Annotated in this window: 19 protein-coding genes and 1 tRNA gene; 14 read left to right on the forward strand and 6 right to left on the reverse strand. The window is 71.6% G+C overall.

The annotated features are described in order from the left end of the window. Positions 1 to 13 precede the first annotated feature (13 nt). From ACIQRW_RS08300 to ACIQRW_RS08310, 3 genes are all read right to left on the reverse strand, one after another. Complete coding sequence (locus ACIQRW_RS08300; RefSeq protein ID WP_403756160.1) at positions 14 to 403, reverse strand: hypothetical protein; 390 nt, start codon at positions 401 to 403, stop codon at positions 14 to 16. 112 nt (positions 404 to 515) lie between these two features. Then, positions 516 to 605, reverse strand: a tRNA-Ser gene (locus ACIQRW_RS08305). Positions 606 to 691: 86 nt separating this feature from the next. Beyond that, positions 692 to 2401 carry a trypsin-like peptidase domain-containing protein gene (locus ACIQRW_RS08310; protein ID WP_403756162.1) on the reverse strand — a complete coding sequence of 570 codons (1710 nt, stop codon included), beginning with the start codon at positions 2399 to 2401 and terminating at the stop codon, positions 692 to 694. 201 nt (positions 2402 to 2602) lie between these two features. On the opposite strand from ACIQRW_RS08310, the gene ACIQRW_RS08315 reads away from it, so the two are divergent. The 3 genes from ACIQRW_RS08315 to ACIQRW_RS08325 all read left to right on the forward strand — a co-directional run bounded on the left by ACIQRW_RS08315 (position 2603) and on the right by ACIQRW_RS08325 (position 5268). Further along, positions 2603 to 3439, forward strand: coding sequence for a glycerophosphodiester phosphodiesterase (locus ACIQRW_RS08315; RefSeq protein WP_403756165.1), 837 nt, complete (start codon positions 2603 to 2605; stop codon positions 3437 to 3439). Between the two features lie 83 nt (positions 3440 to 3522). Beyond that, the gene (locus tag ACIQRW_RS08320; protein ID WP_403756168.1) at positions 3523 to 4197 is read left to right on the forward strand and encodes an ATP-binding protein; all 675 of its coding nucleotides are present in this window, start codon (positions 3523 to 3525) and stop codon (positions 4195 to 4197) included. A 105-nt stretch (positions 4198 to 4302) separates the two neighbouring features. Continuing rightward, positions 4303 to 5268 carry a DUF5926 family protein gene (locus tag ACIQRW_RS08325; RefSeq protein WP_403756171.1) on the forward strand — a complete coding sequence of 322 codons (966 nt, stop codon included), beginning with the start codon at positions 4303 to 4305 and terminating at the stop codon, positions 5266 to 5268. A 372-nt stretch (positions 5269 to 5640) separates the two neighbouring features. Here ACIQRW_RS08325 and ACIQRW_RS08330 read toward each other — a convergent pair whose 3' ends face one another. Then, positions 5641 to 5988 (reverse strand): hypothetical protein, encoded by a 348-nt coding sequence (locus ACIQRW_RS08330; protein ID WP_403756174.1) that lies wholly within the window; start codon positions 5986 to 5988, stop codon positions 5641 to 5643. Positions 5989 to 6570: 582 nt separating this feature from the next. Then, on the reverse strand, positions 6571 to 7314 hold the full coding sequence (locus ACIQRW_RS08335; protein ID WP_403756177.1) for a bifunctional DNA primase/polymerase: 744 nt from the start codon (positions 7312 to 7314) through the stop codon (positions 6571 to 6573). Between the two features lie 639 nt (positions 7315 to 7953). On the opposite strand from ACIQRW_RS08335, the gene ACIQRW_RS08340 reads away from it, so the two are divergent. After that, on the forward strand, positions 7954 to 9441 hold the full coding sequence (locus ACIQRW_RS08340; RefSeq protein WP_403756180.1) for a PP2C family protein-serine/threonine phosphatase: 1488 nt from the start codon (positions 7954 to 7956) through the stop codon (positions 9439 to 9441). 259 nt (positions 9442 to 9700) lie between these two features. Continuing rightward, complete coding sequence (locus ACIQRW_RS08345; RefSeq protein WP_403756183.1) at positions 9701 to 11176, forward strand: aminopeptidase P family protein; 1476 nt, start codon at positions 9701 to 9703, stop codon at positions 11174 to 11176. Between the two features lie 36 nt (positions 11177 to 11212). On the opposite strand, the gene ACIQRW_RS08350 is transcribed toward ACIQRW_RS08345, so the two are convergent. After that, entirely contained in the window at positions 11213 to 11758 is a 546-nt protein-coding gene (locus ACIQRW_RS08350) for an ATP-binding protein (RefSeq protein WP_403756186.1), read from the reverse strand. Positions 11759 to 12051: 293 nt separating this feature from the next. Between ACIQRW_RS08350 and ACIQRW_RS08355 the strand changes: the two genes are divergently transcribed. The 9 genes from ACIQRW_RS08355 to ACIQRW_RS08395 all read left to right on the forward strand — a co-directional run bounded on the left by ACIQRW_RS08355 (position 12052) and on the right by ACIQRW_RS08395 (position 22126). Further along, the gene (locus tag ACIQRW_RS08355) at positions 12052 to 12918 is read left to right on the forward strand and encodes a hypothetical protein (protein ID WP_403756189.1); all 867 of its coding nucleotides are present in this window, start codon (positions 12052 to 12054) and stop codon (positions 12916 to 12918) included. A gap of 148 nt (positions 12919 to 13066) precedes the next feature. Then, positions 13067 to 13813: a YcnI family protein gene (locus ACIQRW_RS08360; protein WP_403756190.1), complete on the forward strand. Its 747-nt coding sequence runs from the start codon at positions 13067 to 13069 to the stop codon at positions 13811 to 13813. Positions 13814 to 13858: 45 nt separating this feature from the next. Then, a complete protein-coding gene (locus ACIQRW_RS08365; RefSeq protein WP_403756193.1) occupies positions 13859 to 14518 on the forward strand; it encodes an SCO family protein in 660 nt (219 codons plus the stop codon). Then, the gene (locus ACIQRW_RS08370; protein ID WP_403756196.1) at positions 14515 to 14961 is read left to right on the forward strand and encodes a copper chaperone PCu(A)C; all 447 of its coding nucleotides are present in this window, start codon (positions 14515 to 14517) and stop codon (positions 14959 to 14961) included. Before ACIQRW_RS08365 ends, ACIQRW_RS08370 begins: the two co-directional genes overlap by 4 nt. 12 nt (positions 14962 to 14973) lie before the next feature. After that, positions 14974 to 16941 (forward strand): copper resistance CopC/CopD family protein, encoded by a 1968-nt coding sequence (locus tag ACIQRW_RS08375; RefSeq protein WP_403756199.1) that lies wholly within the window; start codon positions 14974 to 14976, stop codon positions 16939 to 16941. Between the two features lie 5 nt (positions 16942 to 16946). Further along, entirely contained in the window at positions 16947 to 18293 is a 1347-nt protein-coding gene (gene efeB / locus ACIQRW_RS08380) for an iron uptake transporter deferrochelatase/peroxidase subunit (protein WP_403756202.1), read from the forward strand. Between the two features lie 176 nt (positions 18294 to 18469). Then, positions 18470 to 19405, forward strand: coding sequence for a prephenate dehydratase (pheA, locus tag ACIQRW_RS08385; protein WP_403756204.1), 936 nt, complete (start codon positions 18470 to 18472; stop codon positions 19403 to 19405). A gap of 631 nt (positions 19406 to 20036) precedes the next feature. Then, entirely contained in the window at positions 20037 to 21314 is a 1278-nt protein-coding gene (gene serS, locus ACIQRW_RS08390; protein ID WP_403756207.1) for a serine--tRNA ligase, read from the forward strand. After that, positions 21311 to 22126, forward strand: coding sequence for an HAD family hydrolase (locus ACIQRW_RS08395; protein WP_403756210.1), 816 nt, complete (start codon positions 21311 to 21313; stop codon positions 22124 to 22126). The genes serS and ACIQRW_RS08395 overlap by 4 nt, the downstream gene beginning before the upstream one ends. Positions 22127 to 22162 lie beyond the last annotated feature (36 nt).

The raw sequence follows: 22162 nt of genomic DNA on the forward strand, positions 1-22162 counted from the left end.
CCGGCGTCACGCGTCACCGGGACGCCCCGACCTCACGTTCCGTACGGCGCAGCTCCGCGTCGTACTGATCGGCGTCGAAGTGGAACTCCAGCGGGGCGTCCTCCTTGTACGGAACCTCCCAGTCGGACCACTGCACGATGCCTCCGAGACGCTGAACGACCACGGTCAGATACCCGCAGCACCCTCCCGAACACTCCGGCTCCCCCAGCAACACCCGCCGAGCCTCGCCGGTCGCCCACAGCAGACCGGGGCCGCCGACCGACAGCGCATCGGCGACGAGCGGCCCCCGCCCCCCTTCACCGACCGCGCCCGCCACCACGTCCTCACCATTGACCAGGAGCCGCAGACTGGGCGGAAACCGGCGCCCTCGCGGCAGCACACCGATCTCCAGAGAATCGAACATCCGGCCACGCTACGGCGAAACACCCGGGAAAAGCATCCCTCTTGGTGCCCCGACGGACGACACGCACGCGTAAGGCCCCCGACCGAATCTTCCTGGTCGGGGGCCTTGCACCTGGCGGTGGGTGTGGGATTTGAACCCACGGTGACATCGCTGCCACGACGGTTTTCAAGACCGTTCCCTTAGGCCGCTCGGGCAACCCACCTCGCGTCGGCGGTCCGGTCGCTGTGCAAGCCGATGGGCCGTCAGGCCCGCGTGGGGCCGGTTCGACGCGTGGGACAGCCTAGCCGGTCAGCTGTCGCCCTCGCGCTGGCCCAGGGTGACTTCGGCCGTGGCCGTCTTGCCGTCGCGCTCGTACGTCAGGGTCACCTTCTCGCCCGGCTTGCGGGTCCAGATCTCGCCGATCAGGGTCGGGCCGCTGTCGATCACGGTGTCGTTGAACTTCGTGATCACGTCGCCCGCCTTGAGGCCCGCCTTGGCCGCCGGGCCGTTCGGGGTGACCGCAGGCGTGCCGCCCGCTCCCTCGGCGGAGATGGCCGCTCCGCCCGTCTTCTCCTCCATCGTGACCGTCGCGCCGATCACCGGGTAGACCGGCTTGCCGGTCTTGATCAGCTGCTCCGCGACGTTCTTGGCCTGGTTGATCGGGATCGCGAAGCCGAGACCGATGGAGCCGGCCTGGGACTGGCCGAGGCCGCCGCCGGTCGACTGGATCGCGGAGTTGATGCCGATGACCGCGCCCGTCGCGTCCAGCAGCGGGCCGCCGGAGTTGCCCGGGTTGATCGAGGCGTCGGTCTGCAGGGCGCTCATGTACGAGTTCTTGTTGCTGGAGCCGTCCCCGGACGCCACCGGGCGGTTCTTCGCGCTGATGATGCCCGTGGTGACCGTGTTGGAGAGGCCGAAGGGCGCGCCGATCGCGATCGTCGAGTCGCCGACCGCGACGCCCTCCGAGTTGCCCAGCGGCAGCGGGGCGAGGCCCGCGGGCGGGTTCTTGAGCTTCAGTACGGCCACGTCGTAGCCCTGGGCCCGGCCGACCACCTCGGCGGCGTACTTCTTGCCGTCGGAGAAGGTCGCCGACAGTTCGCCGGACTCCGCGGCGGACGCCACCACGTGGTTGTTGGTGAGGATGTGGCCTTCCTTGTCGTACACGAAGCCCGTGCCCGTGCCGCCCTCCCCTTCGCCGCCCTGCGCGTCGATGGTGACCACGCTGGGGAGCGCCTTCGCCGCGACCCCGGCCACCGTGCCCGCCGGGCGCTTCAGGTCCCTCGGGGTGTCCGACGCCGAGATGGTGGTCGAGCCGCCGCCGTTGCCGTCGTTCCGGTCGGCCGCCCAGAAGCCGAGGGCTCCGCCGACGCCGCCCGCGACGAGGGCCGCGACGGCCACGGCCGCCACCAGACCGCTCCCGCGGCCCCTGCCGCTCTTTCCGCCCGGGGACTCGGAGCCGGGCGGGACGGGAGCGCCCCAGACCGGGCCGTGACCGCTGCCGTTGCCGATACCGCCGGACGCGTGACCGGCGCCCCCGTCGGCGTACGACGGGACGGCGGGCGGAGGCGGCGGCCAGGACGCGGCGCCCGCGGGGAGCCCGGGCTCCGCTCCGTATCCGGGCGTCGCTCCGTACGGGGAGTGCTGCGGCGGCTGCGGCGGCGTCGCGTGGGGGCCCTGGGCGTACGCGGGTGTGGCCGGAGCGCCCGGGGAGGCCGGGGCGCCCTGGTGCGTGGGGTCGTGGCGCGGTGCCTCGGCGTGCGCCGGTGCTCCCGGTGCCGGGGCCTCCGCGCCGGGTGCGTGCGGGGCCGCCTCCGCTGCTCCGGTGTCGTGCACGGGAAGGCGCGCGGTGTCGTGCGCGGGGTCGTGCGCCGCCTTGGGCGCGGCGTCCTGGGCCGGGTCCTGGGCCGGCGGCGGAGTGGCTCCGTCGGTCGCCGGTTCGGGAGTGGCGGCCGGCCCGGGAGGTGCGGACGGCACGGCCGGTACCGCGTTGCCCTCGTTGCCCTCGTTCTCGGTGCTCACAGCTCTTTACTCCTCGGTTCCACTCGGCATCCAGTCGGCGTTCGGCAAGAAATCCGCTGTGCACGTGTCTGCGGTCAGCTTTTCCCACGACACGTCGGGCCACTGTAAGCAGGACCTGTGCATCCGCACACCAATCTTTACATCCGACAAAACAGACCTCCAGGGTGACATGTGCTCAGCCTTCCCCGCGGCGGTGACACCATGGCGCGGGTGACCCACGCACGGCAGCGCAGCGCGCACACCTCCATCCAGGTCATCGCCCACCGCGGGGCCTCCGACGATGCCCCCGAGCACACCCTCGCCGCCTATCGCAAGGCGATCGAGGACGGTGCCGACGCCTTGGAATGCGATGTCCGGCTCACCGCCGACGGCCATCTCGTCTGCGTCCACGACCGGCGGGTGAACCGTACGTCCAACGGGCGCGGCGCCGTGTCGGCGCTGGAGCTCGCCGACCTCGCCGCCCTCGACTTCGGCTCCTGGAAGGACCGCGAGGAGTCGCCCGACTGGGATCCGGTGCCGGGCGAGCTCACCTCCGTACTCACCCTGGAACGGCTCCTGGAGCTCTTCACCGAGGTCCGGGCCACCGGGCGGCCGCTCCAGCTGGCCATCGAGACGAAGCACCCCACCCGCTGGGCCGGGCAGGTCGAGGAGCGGCTGCTGCATCTCCTGAAGCGCTTCGGGCTGGCCGATCCGCCCGCGGACGGACCCTCGCCCATCCGCGTCATGAGCTTCTCCGCCCGCTCCCTCCACCGTGTCCAGGCCGCCGCGCCCACGCTGCCGACGGTCTATCTGATGCAGTTCGTCTCGCCCCGGATGCGCGACGGACGGCTGCCCGCCGGGGCCCGGATCGCGGGGCCGGGCATGCGGATCGTGCGCAGCCACCCCGGATACATCGACCGGCTGCACCGTGCGGGGCACCGGGTGCACGTGTGGACCGTGAACGAACCGGCCGATGTCGACATGTGCGCCGAACTCGGCGTCGAGGCGATCATCACCAACCGACCCAAGCAGGTTCTGTCCCAACTGGGCCGCATTTAGTACGGATAAGGACCCACCAGGGCCCCGGCCTCGCCCTTACGGGGTGTGCACCGGCGCACTCGCTGCGCGTTCGATCGTTACGAGTGCGTCACCGGGAGTGCATTGGCCGGTTTCCGGTGCAGCTCAGTGGGGCATCCAACCCGTGGCGTGGGGCAAAGGAGGTCTCGGGGGTGGCGTTGGTGGTGGCACAAGAAGTGCCCGCGTCGTCGAGCATGGCCATTCCTCATGGCCCTGCCGGCGTGGGGCAGGCACGACACCGGATGCGTGAACAGTTGCGCGGCAACGGGGTGTCGGACGCGGTCGTCGACGACGCTGTTCTGATCCTTTCCGAACTTCTCAGCAACGCCTGCCGACACGGCAGGCCCCTGGGGCGGCACACCGACGTCGGCGACGGAGACATCCGCGCCGCCTGGCGGGTGGACACCGCCGGTGCGCTCACCGTGGAGGTCACGGACGGCGGCGGCCCGACCCGCCCGGTTCCGGCCACCCCTTCGGTGACGGCACGCGGCGGCCGGGGCCTCAACATCATCAGCGCCCTCGCCCAGGAATGGGGCGTACGGGACGACTCGTCCGGCGAGGTCACCGTCTGGGCCCTGGTCTCCTCGCAGAAGCCGCCCGGAATCGGCGGCAACGGCTCCGCCCCGAACGGAACCGGCGCCAACGGCTCGGGAGCCCATGGCATCGACACCGACGGCATCGGCGGGCTCACCGGGTTCGAGGGGCTGGACCTCTCCGAGGCCTTCGACGACGTGGGCTGAGCGCGCGGACGACGGGGGCCGAGCCCGTACGGCGGACGAGCGGGGCTCCCCGGGCGGCTAGGCTCGCGCCGAGTCCGCACTGTCGCAATCGGGAGAATGCCCACCATGGCCAAGAAGCGCCCTCAGTCCAAGGCCGGGAAGCAGCAGCTCAAGGACGGTGAGATCCCGGTCGTCGGGGCCCGTGAGCCCTGCCCGTGCGGATCGGGCCGCCGTTACAAGGCGTGTCACGGACGCGCCGCCGCCCAGGCCGTGACCGAGCTCGTGCACCGCCCCTTCGAGGGACTCGCGGGCGAGTGCGACTGGGTCGCGCTGCGCGAGCTGGTGCCCGCCGCCACGGTCGAACTGACCCTCGAGGACGGGCTGCCCGAGGGAGTTCCGTCGGTGACGCTCGCGACGGTCCTGCCGATGGCCTGGCCGGCCCTGCGCCGGGACGACGGTTCCGTCCTGCTCGCCCTGCAGAACGACACCTCCTCCGGCGACCTCAGCCGCGACCTCGCGGACACCCTCCAGCGCGCGCTGGAGGCCGAGCCCGGCTCCCCGGTCACCGCACGCCGCGTGCCGGCCGACGGTCCGCGCCTCCAGGACCTCCTCGCCCCGGACGCCGTATTCGAGCCGAACGTGCACTCCGGGTTCGAGTTCTGGGTCCCGGACGCGGAGAACGCCACGCCGGAGGTGTCCGCCTCGCTGGAGCGCGCGAACGCCGCCGCGATCCCGACGACGCTGCTGTCCGGCGTCGACGCCGCGTACTGGTGCGAGACCCCGGAGAAGAACCACCTGCGCTGGGTCATGCCGCACCCCGAGGAGAAGCTCCTCGACGCGCTCGCCCGGCTGCACGCCGCCGGCACCTCCTCGCTCGGCGACGACACCCGCCTGGTCGGTTCGTTCCGGGCGCACGGACTCGTGGTTCCCGTCTGGGACCTGCCCAGCTCGATGGGGGCCGAGGCGTGCGAGAAGCCCGCCGTCGAGTTCGCCGAGCGACTGGCGGCGGCGCTCGCGTCCGACGCCCCGCTCACCGCCGAGGAACGCCGCGCCCGGGGCGGTCTCACCAACCGCCAGGTGACCCTCAGCTGACAGCGACAACAGGGCGCCGCAGACGGTGACCCGCGTCACAACTCGCCGTACCCGTAAGTAAATCGGCGTCCCTACAGGCGAGATCGAATTTGCGAACGGCAGATCTCTTGTTACGGTTCTAGAAGCCCGGTCGCTGGTGCATCCCCCGTCGCCAGCGACCGGGCGTCTTCATTTCCGGCTGCGGACCGCCCTGTGACACCCCGGGCGCGGAGGCCGCGCCACCCCTGAATCCCCGCCCGGCGCGTCGGAGCCCGTCAGGTCACGTCGGAGCCTGCACTCCCACAGTCCGTGCCTCCGCAGGCCGTACCGCCGTAGTCCGTGCCTCCGTAGGCCGTGCCGCCGTAGTCCGTACGCCCCTGCGGCCGGCCCCGGTCAGTTCTTCGCGGCCGACGGCCGTTCGGATCCGGCGCGGAGCAGCAGCGGCGACTCGTCCACCGGCCCGGCTCCCACGAACTCCGCCACCGCCGTCGCGGGCCGGGGCGCACCCGAGGACGGGACGCGCGGCGTCTCGCAGATGCCCGGCTCATCGTGCGCGGCCGGCTCGCAGTGCAGCTCCACGGTCCGCCCGCCCGGCCCCATCAGGGTGAGCACGGAACGGAGTTCCTCCCCGGTCGCGTTCCGGTAGTAGACGCGCGCCCAGGCCTCGCCGTCCCGGGTCAGGACGCAGGTCTGCGCCTCGACGCCCTCCGGTGCGACCAGCTCGGGGCCGCACCGGGCCACCGCGCCCGGGTGCCACCCTCCGTCCCCGCCGTCCCCGCCGTCCCCGCCGTCCCTGCCGTCCCTGCCGTCCCTGTGATCGTCACCGCCAAAAGAGGGCGAACGATCAAACTCAGGCAGGAATCCTGCTTCTGCGCTCATTCTCGATGGCGATTTCAGCAACGTCGGAGAAGAGGCGGATGATTTCTCTCCGGAGAGCGCATCAGAAGCCTTTGCCCGCACGCTTTCTGGCGAGCCGCCAGGTGATTTCGCATCGGATGGTGCCGGATCACCCGATACGGCATCCGGAGCAACGGCGGGATCCGCGGAAGCGACCAGCGGAACCAGCCAGGCGAACACGGCGGCGGCCGCGAGACCGATCATGCGGAGATTCATGGTGGCCCCACCTGGCGACTGCGCGGAATTCCTGACGACGGGGCGACGATATCGGCGCCATGCGCACCGCCGGGTCGCCCGCCACCCGTTTACCGGTGATCTGGCCCGGCTCACACCCGTTCGAGTGAGCCGGGCACCATGAGCCGGGCGCCAGAGCGGGACACCGTGAGCCAGGCACCTCCTGGGCACCGCGGCCTCCGCCCGGCCGGGTCAGTGGGCGAGCCGACTCCCGCCGCCCGGGGCGCCGGTGCTCGCCTCGACCAGGGCGTCCAGGACCGCTTCCACGTCCGGGAGCCAGGGCGCAGCGACCGTGGGCGCCCCGCCCTTCGCCCGCCCGTGGGGCACCGGGGCGGCGGCAGAGGTCTTCACCGGCGCCGGGGGCCGCTCCCAACGGACCTGACCCGCGCCGGTCCGGGACGGCGGCAGGACGAGATAGCCGCCCTCACCGTGGAACCGGAGCGAACTGGGCACCCAGTCCTTCGCGTACAGCAGTTCGCCGAGCCGTTCCAGGCCGTACGGGGCCACGAGCAGCGACCACCGGGTGGGCGTCGCCACGACGGGGCCGAGCCGCATGCCGAGGACGTCGAGGGCGCTGAGTGCTCTGGCGCCGGCCACGGCGGGCAGGCTCACCGCGCAGGGCGCGCGGCCGCCGGTCGCCAGCATCACGGGGGCGGTGGGGCGGTGGGTCCACCACCAGCGCACCATGCGCTCGTCCGTGGTGGCCGCCAGCAGGCCGGGATCGAAGGGGTGTGCGCCCGGTACGGCGCAGTCGCGTTCGGGGCAGGCGCAGCCGAGACCGGCGCTCTCGCCGCGCGGGCCGGCCTGTGCCGTCCCCACTCCGGGGAGCACGGGCCACTGCCATACGGTGGCGCAGGTCAGGGCCGCGTCGAGCCGGGCGGCCCCCTCCTTGCGCCGGAGCCGGAGCCTGCGTCGCCTTCCGAGGATCTCGCGCATGAGCGCTCGTTCCTTTCCGTTGAACGCCGAGTCCACACGACACACGCGTGTGTGACACCACGTGCGTATCTCTTCGCTGTGCGTACGTGCTCATCAGTTCTGCGGTACGGGCGTGCCGCCGATACCGAGCGTGAGCCGAGCCGAGCCGAGTGGAACCGATCCGAATAGAACCGATCTGGGGTGGAACAGAGCCGAACCGAGCAGAGTCGAGCGGAGTCGAACCGAACGGGGCCGAACCGACCGAACGGGTCGGACTGACCGAGCGGAGTCGTGCTGCCCTGGCAGAGTCGTGCGGGTCGAACCGAGCGGGTCGAGCCGGACCGGCGATCGCTGGGCGAGGGCGGCATGCGCCTCGCCTGCCGTCCCTGGTGCGAACCCCGCCGTCCGGGGCGAGGGCTCCACCTTCACGGGTAAGGACGCCTGAACCCGCTGCCGGGTTCCTGGGCGATCACAACCGCACCCGCGCATCACCGTTTACGTACCCAGCATGCCCGGAATGACGCTCCTCCGGCGACCTGACCCCGGAGGTACCCCTGTTGAGCAGCCCCAGTCGATCGTAAATAGCGTCCATAGGGTGCAATTTTTGGCCAAGTTAACCGACACTGGGAGAGCACGAATCGCCCGGTCCCCGAAGGGACAATGCTGGACATCGGGTTACTTGTGCGTGTACATGTGGATGCATTGATAGTGGCGCAGAATCACATGGGGGTTTGCGATGCTATTCGACGAATCACACCGGTCGGAAAGCTGGCTGCCATGAGCGCCCCACACCTGCCGAAAGTGGCTGGAATCGATCCAGAGGTTCCGGTTTCAACGCACACTCCCGCTCCCCTGACGGAGGTCCCGGGACCTCCCGGGGCCTTCATCCAGGACCGGCTCGCGGGCTGGGTATCGGACCTCACGACCCTGCACGAACTCACCGAGCGGCTGGCCGGGACGAGCACCCTCGACGACGCCCTGAACGAGCTGCTGCATGCCGGAGCCGCCCTCGTCGGCGCCCGCCGCGGACTTCTCGTTCTGGAACCGGCGAACGGCGAAGGCCCCTTTGCCACCCTCGGCCTCGGGCTCAGCCACGCCGAGCTCGGCCACATCGAGACCGTGCCGCGCGCGGCCACCGCGCTCGGCCGGGTCCTCGACGGGTTGCCGGACACCGCCGACGGGGTAACCAGCCCCGATCTGCTCGGCGAGAAGGACCTGGACCCCCGGCACCGCGAGGTCGCCGCCCGGCTCGGCTACGCCGCCAGCTACGCCCTCCCGCTCGCCTCCGAGGCGGCCGGCCGCCTCGGCGCGGCCGCTTGGCTCTACGACGAACCGGCCGAACCCGCGCAGAAGCAGCGCCACCTCGCCGGCCTCTACGCGCGGTACGCCACCGAGCACCTGGCCCGCCTGATCGAGCTGGAGCGCGCCCGCGCGGACATCGCCGCCGTCGCCGAGGAACTGCTCCCCAGCCGGCTGCCCCGGATCCCCGGCGTCCAGCTCGCCGCCCGGCACCGCACCGGCCCCCGGGGCGGCGGCGACTGGTACGACGCGCTGCCGCTGCCCGACCGCGCGCTCGGGCTCGCCGTCGGCTCCGTCGGCGGGTCCGGACCGAGCGCCATGGCCGCGATGGGCCGGCTGCGCGCCAGCCTGCGGGCGTACGCCGTGATGGAGGGCGAGGACCCCGTGGCCGTCCTCTCCGACCTGGAACTGCTGCTGCGGCTCACCGAACCCGCGCGGACCGCGACCGCCCTCTTCGCCTACTGCGAGCCCGCCGCCCGCAAGGTCGTGCTGGCCGGGGCCGGGCACACCCCGCCCCTGGTGCTCGGCGAGCGGCGCTGCGAGTTCGTCGAGACCACGCTCTCCGCCCCGCTGGGGATGCTCGCCTGCTGGGAGGCGCCGAGCGTGGAGTTCAGCCCGGCGCCCGGTGAAACGGTGCTGCTCTACACGGACGGGCTGCTGCGCCGCACCGGGGACGCCATGGACCGCGCCTTCGCCCGGCTGCACTCCGCCGCCGCCTCCGTACCGAAATCGGACCGGCACGATCCGGCGGCCGTCGCCGACCACGTCCTGCGCACGATGCTTCCCGACGGCCTCGACCGGAGCGACTCCGCCGAGGACGTCGTGATCCTCGCCGCCCACTTCGACTGACCGCCCCCACGTCGACCGACCGCTCACGCCGCTGGCCACCCACGTCGACCGACCGCTCACGCCGCTGGCCACCCACGTCGACCGACCGTCCGCGCCGCGTGGCCGCTCCGTCGACCGACCGCCCGCGCCGGCCCGCCGACGGGCCCCTCCGACCGATCCGGCGGCGGTCTCCGGTAACAGGTCCTTCGGCCCTGGGCCCCCTTCCGCACGCCCGTACGATGGGTGATGGTCCAGTGTCGTACTCAAGGAGAAACACATCGTGTCTGAGGAGCTCATCCCGGAGAACCCGGAGCAGGAGACCGAGGAGAACGAAGCAGAAGCGGTCAAGCAGCGGAAGAACGGCCTGTACCCGGGCGTCTCCGACGAGCTCGCCGAGAACATGAAGTCGGGCTGGGCCGACACGGAGCTGCGCGGCCTCCAGCCGATCGCCCAGGCCGAGCACACCGCCGCCCGGCGCGCCGCGCTCTCCGCCCGCTTCCCCGGCGAGCGCCTGGTCATCCCCGCGGGCAACCTGAAGACCCGCTCCAACGACACCGAGTACGCCTTCCGCGCCTCCACCGAGTACGCGTACCTCACCGGTGACCAGACCCAGGACGGCGTGCTCGTCCTGGAGCCGACGGGCCCCGGCCACGAGGCGACCCTCTACCTGCTGCCGCGCTCCAACCGGGGGAACGGCGAGTTCTGGCTCGACGGCCAGGGCGAGCTGTGGGTCGGTCGGCGGAACTCCCTCTCCGAGGCCGAGCAGCTGCTGAACATCCCCGCGAAGGACGTCCGCGAGCTGACCGCCGTACTGACCGAGGCCACCGGCCCGGTCCGCAACGTGCGCGGTCACGACGCGTCCATTGAGGCCGCCCTCACCGACAAGGTCACCGCGGAGCGCGACGAGGAGCTGCGCGTCTACCTCTCCGAGGCCCGCCTGGTGAAGGACGCCTTCGAGATCGCCGAGCTGCAGAAGGCGTGCGACGCCACCGCGCGCGGCTTCGAGGACGTCGTGAAGAGCCTGGACAAGGCCGAGGCGACCAGCGAGCGCTTCATCGAGGGCACGTTCTTCCTGCGCGCCCGCATCGAGGGCAACGACATCGGCTACGCCTCGATCTGCGCCGCCGGTCCGCACGCCACCACCCTGCACTGGGTCCGCAACGACGGCGACGTCCGCGCCGGCGAGCTGCTGCTCCTGGACGCCGGCGTGGAGACCAACGACCTCTACACCGCCGACGTGACGCGCACCCTGCCGATCAACGGCACGTTCTCGCCGCTCCAGCGCAAGATCTACGACGCGGTGTACGAGGCCCAGGAGGCGGGCATCGCCGCCGTGAAGCCCGGCGCCACCTTCCGCGACTTCCACGACGCCTCGCAGCGCGTGCTCGCCGAGAAGCTCGTCGCGTGGGGCCTGCTCGGCGACCTGGACGTGGACAAGGTCCTGGAGCTCGGCCTCCAGCGCCGCTGGACCCTGCACGGCACGGGCCACATGCTCGGCATGGACGTCCACGACTGCGCCGTCGCGCGCACCGAGGCGTACGTCGACGGCGTCCTGGAGCCGGGTGTCTGCCTGACCGTGGAGCCGGGTCTGTACTTCCAGGCCGACGACCTGACCGTGCCCGAGGAGTACCGGGGCATCGGCGTCCGGATCGAGGACGACATCCTCGTCACCGAGGACGGCAACCGGAACCTCTCCGACACGCTGCCCCGCCAGGCGGACGAGGTCGAGGCCTGGATGGCTCGGCTGAAGGGCTGACCCACCGCCGTACCTCTCGCGAGGGCGCGCCGCTCACTACACCGTGAGCAGCGCGCCCTCGCGCCATTTCAGGACCTTGTCGAAGCGCACCACCGCGCCGTGGCCCGGCCGGTTGCCGAACTGGACGTGGTCCGAGAGCTGCTGGATGAGATCGAGGCCCCGGCCGCTCTCGGCTTCGGCGTCCCGCGAGGGGAGTGGCTGCTGCGGGTGCTGCGGATGCTGTGTGTGCTGTGTGTGCTGTTCTGCGTGCGCGGCTGGGCGAAGCGCGCGGCGGGCGGGAAAGCCCGGCCCCGAGTCGCTGACCTCGATACGGCATTTCTCGCCGTCCAGATAGGCCGTGACCCGGTACTGCCCGGAGTCCGCGGCAGGGCGTCCGTACCCGGAATCCCCCTGCTCCCCGAGAGCCGTCCGGTCGCCGCCGTGTTCGACGGCGTTCGCACAGGCCTCGCTGAGCGCGACCGACAGGTCGAAGGAGATGTCCGGATCCACCCCTGCGGTTTCCATGGTGCCGAGCAGAAAACGACGGGCGAGCGGAACGCTCGCAGCTTCGCGCCGCAAATGGAGAGACCACCAGATGCTCATCTTTCAGCCTCCTGGCTGCGGCTCGACGTATCGATACGTATTGCCGCCCTCGGCACTTCGTAAGCACGGATCGGGTGGGAAAGCCCTCATTCGGCGGATGTGGATATTCGGCCGCCCGGTGTATGGACCCGCCCGGCACCAGGTCACCGGGCGTCCGTCCGGTGACCTGGGGTGCGCGCCCCCGGTCCGTACATCCCCCGCGAACGGGTGCAACAAGCATGGTTGGGGACGGAGTCTGATCTTCCGGACCTGCCGTACGGGACAGGGGGGTGCAGTGCGATGATGTTCCGGCCATGTCCACGCCTCTCGCACACGCAGGAGCCGGTCTGCGGCTCATGAGGGCCGCGGTGTTCACCGCGGCCTGCGTCGTGCTGTCCGCGGCCGGACACGCGCTCGCCGCCGGAGCGCCCGTCCCCGCGTGGACACTGCTCGCCGGATTCCTCGGCGTCCTCGCCGTCGCCACGGTCCTCGCCGGACGGGAACGTTCCCTTCCGTCGATCGTGGGCGCGCTGGCCGCCGGGCAGATCCTCCTGCACGTGCTCTTCGCGTACGGCAGCCACGCCGGTGCCCCGGCCGCCGCGGCGCCCACGGGCGGCGACAACCCGGTCATCCGGTTCGCCGCCGGTCTCGTCTGCGGTGCCGGCCCGGAGCAGCTGAGCGCGACCGACGCCCACCGCATCGTCTCCTCCGCCGGCATCGACCCGTCGACGCTCACGGGGGCCCACGGCCATCTCGCGGACGGCGCTGTCGCCGGAGCTGCCGGGACTGCCGCGTCGGCGGCCCCGGACGGCGTCTCCGGCATCGCGCAGGTCTGCGCCGCGGTCTCCGCGCTGCTGCCGAGCCTGTCGATGTTCCTGGCCCACGTCCTCGTCGCGCTCGCCACCGGCTGGCTGCTGCGACGCGGCGAGATCGCCCTCTTCGGGCTGGCGCGGCTCTCCGCCCACAGCGCCCAGGCGCTGGCGGCCGGGGCCCGGTTGCGGTCCCTGCGGGCCGCGCTCGCCCTCGTCCGCGCCCTGCGGGCCGGGGCACGCGAGCAGCTCATGGCAGGGCCGCGGCCTCCGCGCCACTCCGACGAGGTGCCGGTACCGGCCGTCGGGGATCCTCTGCAACACCTGGTGATCAGGCGCGGGCCTCCGGCCCCGTACGCCCTCGCAGCCTGACGCGACGCCTCCACCGACCCCGCGGGACCTGTCCGTGCACGTCCCTGTGCACGCACGCCCACGGAACCGGACCACGAGGTGTCGTGATGCCGCCGCGCACCCGCGCGCCGGACCACCGTGTTCCGTTTCCCCCGTGGAGATTCCTGCCATGAAGCTTTCCCGTATCGCCCTCGCCGGCGGCGTCGCCGCGTCCACCGTCCTGCTGATCGCCTGCCCGGCCGCCGCCCACGTCAGCGTCCAGCCGGTCGGCGAGGCTGCCAAGGGCGGATACGCCACGCTCAACTTCAAGGTCCCCAACGAGCGCGACCAGGCCTCGACCGTGAAGCTCGAAGTCAACTTCCCGGCCGACCACCCGCTGTCGTCCGTCACCCCGCAGGCCGTCCCCGGCTGGAAGATCGACATCTCCAAGAGCAAGCTCGACAAGCCTCTTGAGGTACACGGCAAGAAGATCACCGAGGCCGTCTCCAAGGTGACCTGGACCGCGGACGAGGGCGAGATCGCCCCCGGCTACTTCCAGCAGTTCCCGGTCTCCGTCGGCGCGCTTCCCGAGGACGCCGACCAGCTCGTCTTCAAGGCGATCCAGACGTACGACAACAAGGAAGTCGTCCGCTGGATCGAGGAGCCCACGGCCGGCGGCGAGGAGCCCGACAGCCCGGCCCCCGTCCTGAAGCTGACCGCCGCCGCCGAGGACGGCCACGGCGGGGCGGCCGACGACGCCAAGAAGACCGACGACCACAAGGCCGCCGACACCGACGCGTCGGCCAAGGAGAGCAGCACCGCCGCGTCCTCCTCCTCCAGCGACACCACCGCCCGCACGCTGGGCATCATCGGCATCGTCATCGGCATCGGTGGCATCGCGTTCGGCGTGCTCGCCGGACGTCGCCGCTCGGCCTGACCGGCCGGTTCCATCACCCGCACCACGTTCAGGACACCTCACCCCATGCGCAACAAAAAAGCAGTGACGGCCGTGGCGTTCGCCGCCGCGGCCGCACTGGCCCTCTCCGCCTGCGGCACCGGTGACGACAAGGCGGGCTCATCGGCCGTCGCCGACGTCAGCGCCGCGCCGAAGGACAAGGCCGCGACCGTCCTCGACCAGCCGTTCACCAAGCCGAACCTCGTCCTCACCGACACCCACGGCAAGGAGTACGACCTCCGCGAGGCGACCAAGGGCAAGCCGACGCTCATCTACTTCGGCTACACCAAATGCCCCGACGTCTGCCCGCTGACCATGAGCAACATCTCGCTCGCCAAGCGGGAACTGCCCAAGGCCGACCAGGAAAAGCTCCAGGTCGTCTTCGTCACCACCGACCCCGAGCGCGACACCCCCGCCTCGCTCGGCGAGTGGCTCTCCGCCCAGGACCCCTCCTTCACCGGCCTCACCGGCGACTTCCCGACCATCCAGGCCGGGGCGCGGCAGATCGGCATCGGCATCGACGCGCCGAAGAAGGAGAAGGACGGGACCGTCGTCTCGATGCACGGCGCCCAGGTCATCGCCTTCTCCCCGAAGACGGACAAGGGGTATGTGCTCTACGGCGAGGACACCACCGCCGAGGAGTACACGAAGGACCTCCCCAAGCTGCTCAAGGGGGAGGCTCCGTGAACCGCCGGGCGGCCCTCGCCGGCGTCCTCGCCCTCACCACGGGGCTGACGCTGGCCGGCTGCTCGTCGGACAGCGCGCCCGACCTGAAGGTCGTCGGCGCGTATCTGCCGCAGCCCGTCAGCGACATGGCCGCCGGGTTCCTCGTCGTCCAGAACAACGGCGATGCCGGGGACCGGCTCACCTCGGTGACCAGTCCGCTCTCCGACGACGTCACGATCCACGAGACGAAGAACCAGAAGATGCGCGAGGTCTCCTCGTTCGAGGTGCCCGCCAAGGGCGAGCTCGACCTCGAACGCGGTGGCAACCACATCATGTTCATGAAGCTCAAGCAGAAGCCCAAGCAGGGCGAGAAGGTCTCCGTCGAGCTGCACTTCGAGAAGGCCGGCCTCATCACGGTCGACCTGCCGGTGAAGGAAACCACCCACAACCCGAAGAAGCAGTGAGGGACTGAATCGATGTCTGCCACCGCCCCGTACTCCGGACCGTCCCCGATACGACGGCCCGTCGCCGCCGCCGCGCTCCTCGCCGCGCTGCTCAGCCTGGTGTTCGGGCTGCTGCTGGCCGGCGCGGGCCCGGCGTCCGCGCACGCCGCCCTCACCGGGAGCGACCCGCAGGACGGGGCGGTGGTGGACACCGCGCCCAAGGAGGTCACCCTCAGCTTCTCCGAGGCCATCGCCGTGGGCGACGACTCCATCCGCGTCCTCGACCCCAGCGGCAAGCGCGCCGACACCGAGGCCGAACCGCGCGACCTCTCCGAGGGCTCCACCGTCCGCTACGGCGTCGCACTCCACTCCGGTCTGCCGGACGGCACCTACACGGTGGCCTGGCAGGCGATCTCCGCCGACAGCCACCCCATCTCCGGCGCGTTCACGTTCTCCATCGGCGCCCCGTCCGAGACCACCGTGGCCCTGTCCTCCCAGGAGGTGGGGGGCGGCCCGGTCGGCGTCGTCTACGACATCGCGCGCTACGCCGCCTACGGTGGATTCGTGCTGCTCGTCGGCGGCAGCGCGTTCGTCCTGGTCTGCTGGCGGCGGGGCGCGTCCGCCCTGCCGATGCAGCGGCTCGTGGTCCGCGGCTGGCTCACCCTGACCGCGGCGACCCTGGTCATGCTGCTGCTGCGCAACCCGTACACGGGCAGCGGGAAGTTCGCCGACGCCTTCGACCTCGCCGGGCTCCAGTCCGTCCTGGACACCAAGCCCGGCGCCGCCCTCGTCTCCCGGCTGCTGCTGCTCGGGGCCGCCGCCCTGTTCATCGCCGTGCTCTTCGGTACGTACGCCCGGCGCGAGGACGAGCGGGAGAAGAAGGACCTCACCTTCGGCCTCGCCGTCGGGGGCGGGGTCGTCGCGGCGGGCATCGCCGCCACCTGGGCGATGTCCGAGCACGCCTCGACCGGCATCCAGGCGTCCATCGCCATGCCGGTGGATGTCCTGCACCTGCTGGCCGTCGCCGCGTGGCTCGGTGGGCTCGCCTCGCTCCTGGTCGCGCTGTACCGGACGCCGGACATCGGGAGCGCAGCGGTCCGGCGCTTCTCCGCGGTCGCGTTCGGCAGTGTCGTGGTCCTGGCGGCGACCGGGATCTACCAGTCCTGGCGGCAGGTCGGCTCCTGGTCGGCGCTGACCGGGACGCGCTACGGGCAGCTGCTGATCCTCAAGGTGGCGCTGATCGCCGTCCTGCTCGCCGTCGCCTGGTTCTCCCGGCGCTGGACGGGGCGGCTGACGGACACCGCGGTCGCCTCCTCCGGAGCCGAGGAATCGGACGCCGCGACCGAGCCGGGGAACACCGCCCCGGCCCCAGCCACGTCGCCGGAGGCTCCCGAGGCTCCCGAGGCTCCAGACGACGACATCGCCCCCGAGCGCGCCGCGCAACTGGCCCGTCAGCGGGCCGTTCTGACCGCGACGAAGAAGAAGCGGATACGGGACGCCGACCCGGAGCGCTCCGGGCTGCGCCGCTCGGTGCTGGCCGAAGCCGCCGTCGCCGTCGTCCTGCTGGCCGTCACCACCATGCTGACGTCCACCGAACCCGGCCGTACGGAGGAGGAGGCCGCGGCCGGCGCCACCGCGGCCACCGCCCCCGCCGCCGGCGGCCCGGTCAACCTCAGCATGCCGTTCGACACCGGCGGCGAGAACGGCAAGGGCACCGTCCGCATCGACATCGACCCCGGCCGCACCGGATCCAACGATCTGCATGTGTGGATCGACGGCAGCGACGGCGAGCCGATGGACGTTCCCGAGCTGAAGGTGGCCCTGACCCTGGAGTCGAAGGACATCGGCCCGCTGCCGGTCGTCCCGGACCGGCTGGCCGAGGGGCACTGGACGGCGAGCGGCGTACAGATCCCGATGGCCGGGGACTGGAAGGTCGACGTGACGGTACGGACCTCCGACATCGACCAGGTCACCATCGACAAGAACGCGAAGATCGGCTGAGCACGGTGAGCAAGACCAAGAAGCAGACCCCGGACGAGACCGCCGCCACCGGCTCCCCGGGCAGCCCCGCCACCGGTTCCCCGGGCGCCGACAACGCCGGCGGTACCGGCGTGTCGCGGCGGCGGCTGCTGGGCACGGCGGGTGCGGCGGGCGCCACGGGGCTGGTGCTGGGGGCCGGGGGCGGGGCCGCCGGGTACGCCGCCACCCGCCCCGAGGAGACGGCCGCGCTGACGACCGTCGGGGCGACCGAGGCGATGTTTCACGGGAAACATCAACCGGGGATCACCACTCCGCTTCAGGCCCGGGGCCATCTCATCTCCTTCGACCTGGCGGCGGGCGCCGGGCGCAAGGAGGCGTCGGCTCTGCTGCGGCGCTGGTCCGCGGTGGCGAAGGAGCTGATGGCGGGCCGCCCCGCCGCGGGCGGGCCGGACGGCCCCGGGCACGACACCGGGATCGCCCTGGACGCGGGGCCGTCGTCCCTGACCGTCACCTTCGGCTTCGGCCGTACGTTCTTCGCGCGCACCGGTCTGACCGCCCGCCTGCCCGCCGCGCTCGACCCGCTGCCCGCGTTCTCCGCCGACGCCCTCGACGCCGAGCGGTCGAACGGCGACCTGTGGGTGCAGATCGGCGCGGACGACGCGCTGGTCGCCTTCCACGCGCTGCGGGCCCTCCAGAAGGAAGCCGCGGGCACGGCACGGGTGCGGTGGCAGATGAACGGCTTCAACCGCACCCCCGGCGCGACCGCCCGCCCGATGACCGCCCGCAATCTGATGGGCCAGATCGACGGGACCGGAAACCCGAAGCCGGCCGACGAGGACTTCGACCGGCGCGTCTTCGTCCCCGCCTCGCCCGGGAAGCCGCAGGAGTGGATGGAGGGCGGTTCGTACGCCGTCGTCCGCCGGATCAGGATGCTCCTGGACGACTGGGAGAAGCTTCCGGTGGAACGCCAGGAACGGGTCATCGGGCGGCGCAAGGCGGACGGGGCGCCCCTCAGCGGGGGGAGCGAGACCACGGAGATGGACCTCGACAAGGCGGGCCCGGACGGCAGGCTCGTGATCCCCGACAACGCCCACGCCCGGATCTCCTCGCCCGAAAAGAACGGCGCGGCCGCCATGCTGCGCCGCCCGTTCTCGTACCACGACGGCATCGCGGAGGACGGCGCTCCGGACGCCGGACTGCTGTTCATCTGCTGGCAGGCGGACCCGTTCCGGGGCTTCGTGCCCGTGCAGCGCAAACTCGACCGGGGCGACGCGCTGTCGCCGTTCCTCCGGCACGAGGCGAGCGGAGTGTTCGCGGTCCCGGGCGGGGCGGCGGAGGGCGAGTACGTGGGACAGCGGCTGCTGGAGTCATAGGGGCGCACGCGCCGTCTTCGCCCCGTCCTCGCTCCGGCCGGGAAGCGCGGGTGGCTCAGGTCGGGAAGCGCTTGTGGCTCCGGTCGGGAAGCGCGTGTGGCGTGGTCTTCCCGCGCCCTTCCGACCGCATTCTGAGACAGCGCGGCGGGCCTCGCGGGGCGCATTAGGGTGACCGTATGTCAGCCACGCGCTACGCCTATCTCGGTCCCGAAGGCACCTTCACCGAGGTCGCCCTCCGTACGCTCCCGGAAGCCGCCACCCGGGAACTCGTCCCGATGGTGTCCGTGCCGGCCGCCCTGGACGCCGTGCGCTGCGGCGAGGCGGCGGCGGCGCTCGTGCCGATCGAGAACTCCGTCGAGGGCGGCATCACCGCGACGCTGGACGAGCTGGCCGGCGGGGAACCGCTGATGATCTACCGCGAGGTGCTGCTCTCCATCACCTTCGCGCTGCTGGTACGGCCCGGGACCAAGCTGTCGGACATCAAGACGGTCACCGCGCACCCGGCCGCCCAGCCGCAGGTGCGCAACTGGATGGCGACCCACCTCCCGGGGGCTCTGTGGGAGTCGGCGGCGTCCAACGCGGACGGGGCCCGGCTGGTCCAGGAGGGGCGGTACGACGCCGCGTTCGCCGGGGAGTTCGCCGCCGCGACCTACGGCCTGGAGCCGCTGGTGACGGAGATCCACGACGCGGAGAACGCCCAGACGCGGTTCGTCCTGGTGGGCCGACCCGCCCGGCCCTCCGCACCGACCGGCGCTGACAAGACCTCCGTGGTGATCTGGCTGGGCGACGACCGTCCCGGCGCCCTCCTGGAGCTGCTCCAGGAGTTCGCGGTGCGCGGCGTCAACCTGATGCTGATCCAGTCGCGCCCGACCGGCGAGGGCATCGGCAACTACTGCTTCGCCGTGGACGCCGAGGGACACATCGCGGACCGGCGGGTCGGGGAGGCCCTGATGGGGCTGAAGCGGATCAGCCCGAAGGTGCGGTTCCTCGGCTCGTACCCGCGGGCGGGCGTCTCCCCGGACGAGGTGCCGCCGCTGCGGGCGGGCACGTCGGACACGGCGTTCACGGAAGCCTCCGACTGGCTGGCGCGCAGCCAGGACGGCCGGATCTGACGGAGGGGCAGGAGAAGCCCCGGTGCGAAGGCTCCCGGGGCGGCCTCCTTACGCGCTCCGCAGCGGTGCGATCTACAGATAGTCACGCACTCCGGAGAGTTATCCACAGGAGGGTCCTCAGCCTGGGGACAAGTCGACACCGCAATGCGACATCATCGACAAATCAACCCAGTCACCCGGAGCCATCCACAGAGGAACGAGGCACCATGAGGCGGCACGAGGCGCCCATGTCGCCCCAATTCTCTTGATCAACTCTTTAGGGCGACGAATTCCCACCCGAACGAGCACGCGGAGCGGGTTTGACTGGGGATTCCGCAGGGCTTCGTCCGAGTTCCGGAGCAAATGACCTCCGGCATCCACAGAACTTCCACACAGCCTGTGGATAACTATTCCGATGCGGGGCCACCTGTGGACAACGGCGACCGACGCGCCCCCAACTCCCGCGCCGCTCAAGGCGGGTGCGTCAAGGACGATCACACCTTCTGCCCTGTTCAGGGGAGTTAACCACCGTTATTGACCCCCATCTCCGCCCTTCCCGCCTCAGAAATATCAATTCCGGCAATTCGGTCAAAGTGACACGCTCGGCAATATCGGTTCGAGTGCGAGAACCGCGCACCGGTAGCCTGGAGGGGTGATTGACCTTCGCCTGCTCCGTGAGGACCCCGACCGTGTTCGCGCCTCCCAGCGCGCCCGTGGAGAGGACGTCGACCTCGTCGACGCCCTGCTCTCCGCCGACGAGCTGCGCAGGTCGTCCGGCGTCCGCTTCGACGAACTCCGTGCTGAACAGAAGTCCCTCAGCAAGCTGATTCCCAAGGCCACCCCCGAGGAGCGCACCGAGCTCCTCAAGAAGGCCGAACAGCTCAAGGCCGGCGTCAAGGCGGCCGACGCCGCCCAGGACGAGGCCGACGCGGACGCCAAGCGGCTCCTGCTCCAGCTCGGCAACATCGTCCACGAGGACGTGCCGGTCGGCGGCGAGGAGGACTTCGTCGTCCTGGAGACCCACGGCACCATCCGGGACTTCGGCGCCGAGGGCTTCGAGCCCAAGGACCACCTGGAGATCGGCGAGGCGCTCGGCGCCATCGACATGGAGCGCGGGGCCAAGGTCTCCGGCTCGCGGTTCTACTACCTCACGGGCATCGGCGCGCTCCTGGAGCTCGCCCTCGTCAACGCGGCGATCGCGCAGGCCACCGAGGCCGGCTTCATCCCGATGCTCACCCCGGCACTGGTCCGCCCCCGCGCCATGGAGGGCACCGGCTTCCTCGGCCAGGCCTCGGAGAACGTGTACCACCTGGAGAAGGACGACTACTACCTGGTCGGCACCTCCGAGGTACCCCTCGCCGCGTACCACATGGACGAGATCATCGACGCCGACAAGCTGCCCCTGCGGTACGCCGGGTTCTCCCCGTGCTTCCGACGCGAGGCCGGCACGTACGGCAAGGACACCCGCGGCATCTTCCGCGTCCACCAGTTCGACAAGGTCGAGATGTTCTCGTACGTCGACCCCGCGGACGCCGAGGCCGAGCACCGCAGGCTCCTGGACTGGGAGAAGCAGTGGCTCACCGCCCTCGAACTGCCCTTCCAGGTGATCGACGTCGCCACCGGTGACCTCGGCTCCTCCGCCTCGCGGAAGTTCGACTGCGAGGCGTGGATCCCGACCCAGGGCAAGTACCGCGAGCTCACCTCCGCGTCGAACTGCGACGGCTTCCAGGCCCGCCGCCTGTCCGTCCGGATGCGCGAGGGCAAGAAGGTCCAGCCGCTGGCCACGCTGAACGGCACGCTCTGCGCCGTACCTCGCACGATCGTGGCGATCCTGGAGAACCACCAGCTTCCCGACGGTTCGGTCCGGGTGCCCGAGATGCTCCGTCCGTACCTGGGCGGGCGCGAGGTCCTGGAACCGGTCGCCAAGTGACCTTCCCCTACAAGCTCGTCGCGACCGACCTCGACGGCACACTGCTGCGCGGGGACGACACGGTCTCCGAGCGCACCCGCGAGGCTCTGGCCGCCGCCACGTCGGCCGGCGCCGCGCACATCATCGTCACCGGACGTGCGGTCCCCTGGACCCGGCACATCCTGGACGACCTCGGTTACGAGGGGCTCGCGGTCTGCGGTCAGGGCGCGCAGGTCTACCACGCGGGCGAGCACAAGCTGCTGACCTCGCTGACCCTGGACCGGCAGCTCGCCGGTCTCGCGCTGTCCAAGATCGAGGCGGAGGTCGGCCCGCTGCACCTGGCGGCCAGCCGCGACGGGCTGGACGGCGAGGTGCTGGTGGGCCCCGGCTACCAGGTGCAGGAGGGGCCGCTCCCGTATCTCTTCGTGGACGACGCCACCGAGATGTGGACCGCCCCGCTCAACAAGGTCTACATACAGCACCCGGAGCTGGACGACGACGCGCTGGCCTTCGCCGCGCGGGCGGCGGTAGGCAGCCTGGTCGACGTGGTCATGGCAGGGGCCGGCGTGGTCGAGATCCTGCCGCTGGGCCTGAGCAAGGCGACCGGCCTCTCGCTGGCCGCCCGCCGGCTCGGCGTGAAGGCGGCGGACACGATCGCCTTCGGCGACATGCCGAACGACATCCCGATGTTCGGCTGGGCCCACCACGGCGTGGCCATGGCCAACGCCCACGACGACCTGAAGGCCGTCGCCCACGAGATCACGGCATCCAACGATGACGACGGCATCGCGGTGGTGCTGGAGGAACTGCTCCGCTCGGTGCCCGTGCAGTAGGGCGCCCCACCCGGCAGCACGACAGCGGCCCGGCAC

Origin of the sequence: Streptomyces sp. NPDC091287 (assembly GCF_044768525.1) — a bacterium.
Lineage (GTDB): Bacteria > Actinomycetota > Actinomycetes > Streptomycetales > Streptomycetaceae > Streptomyces.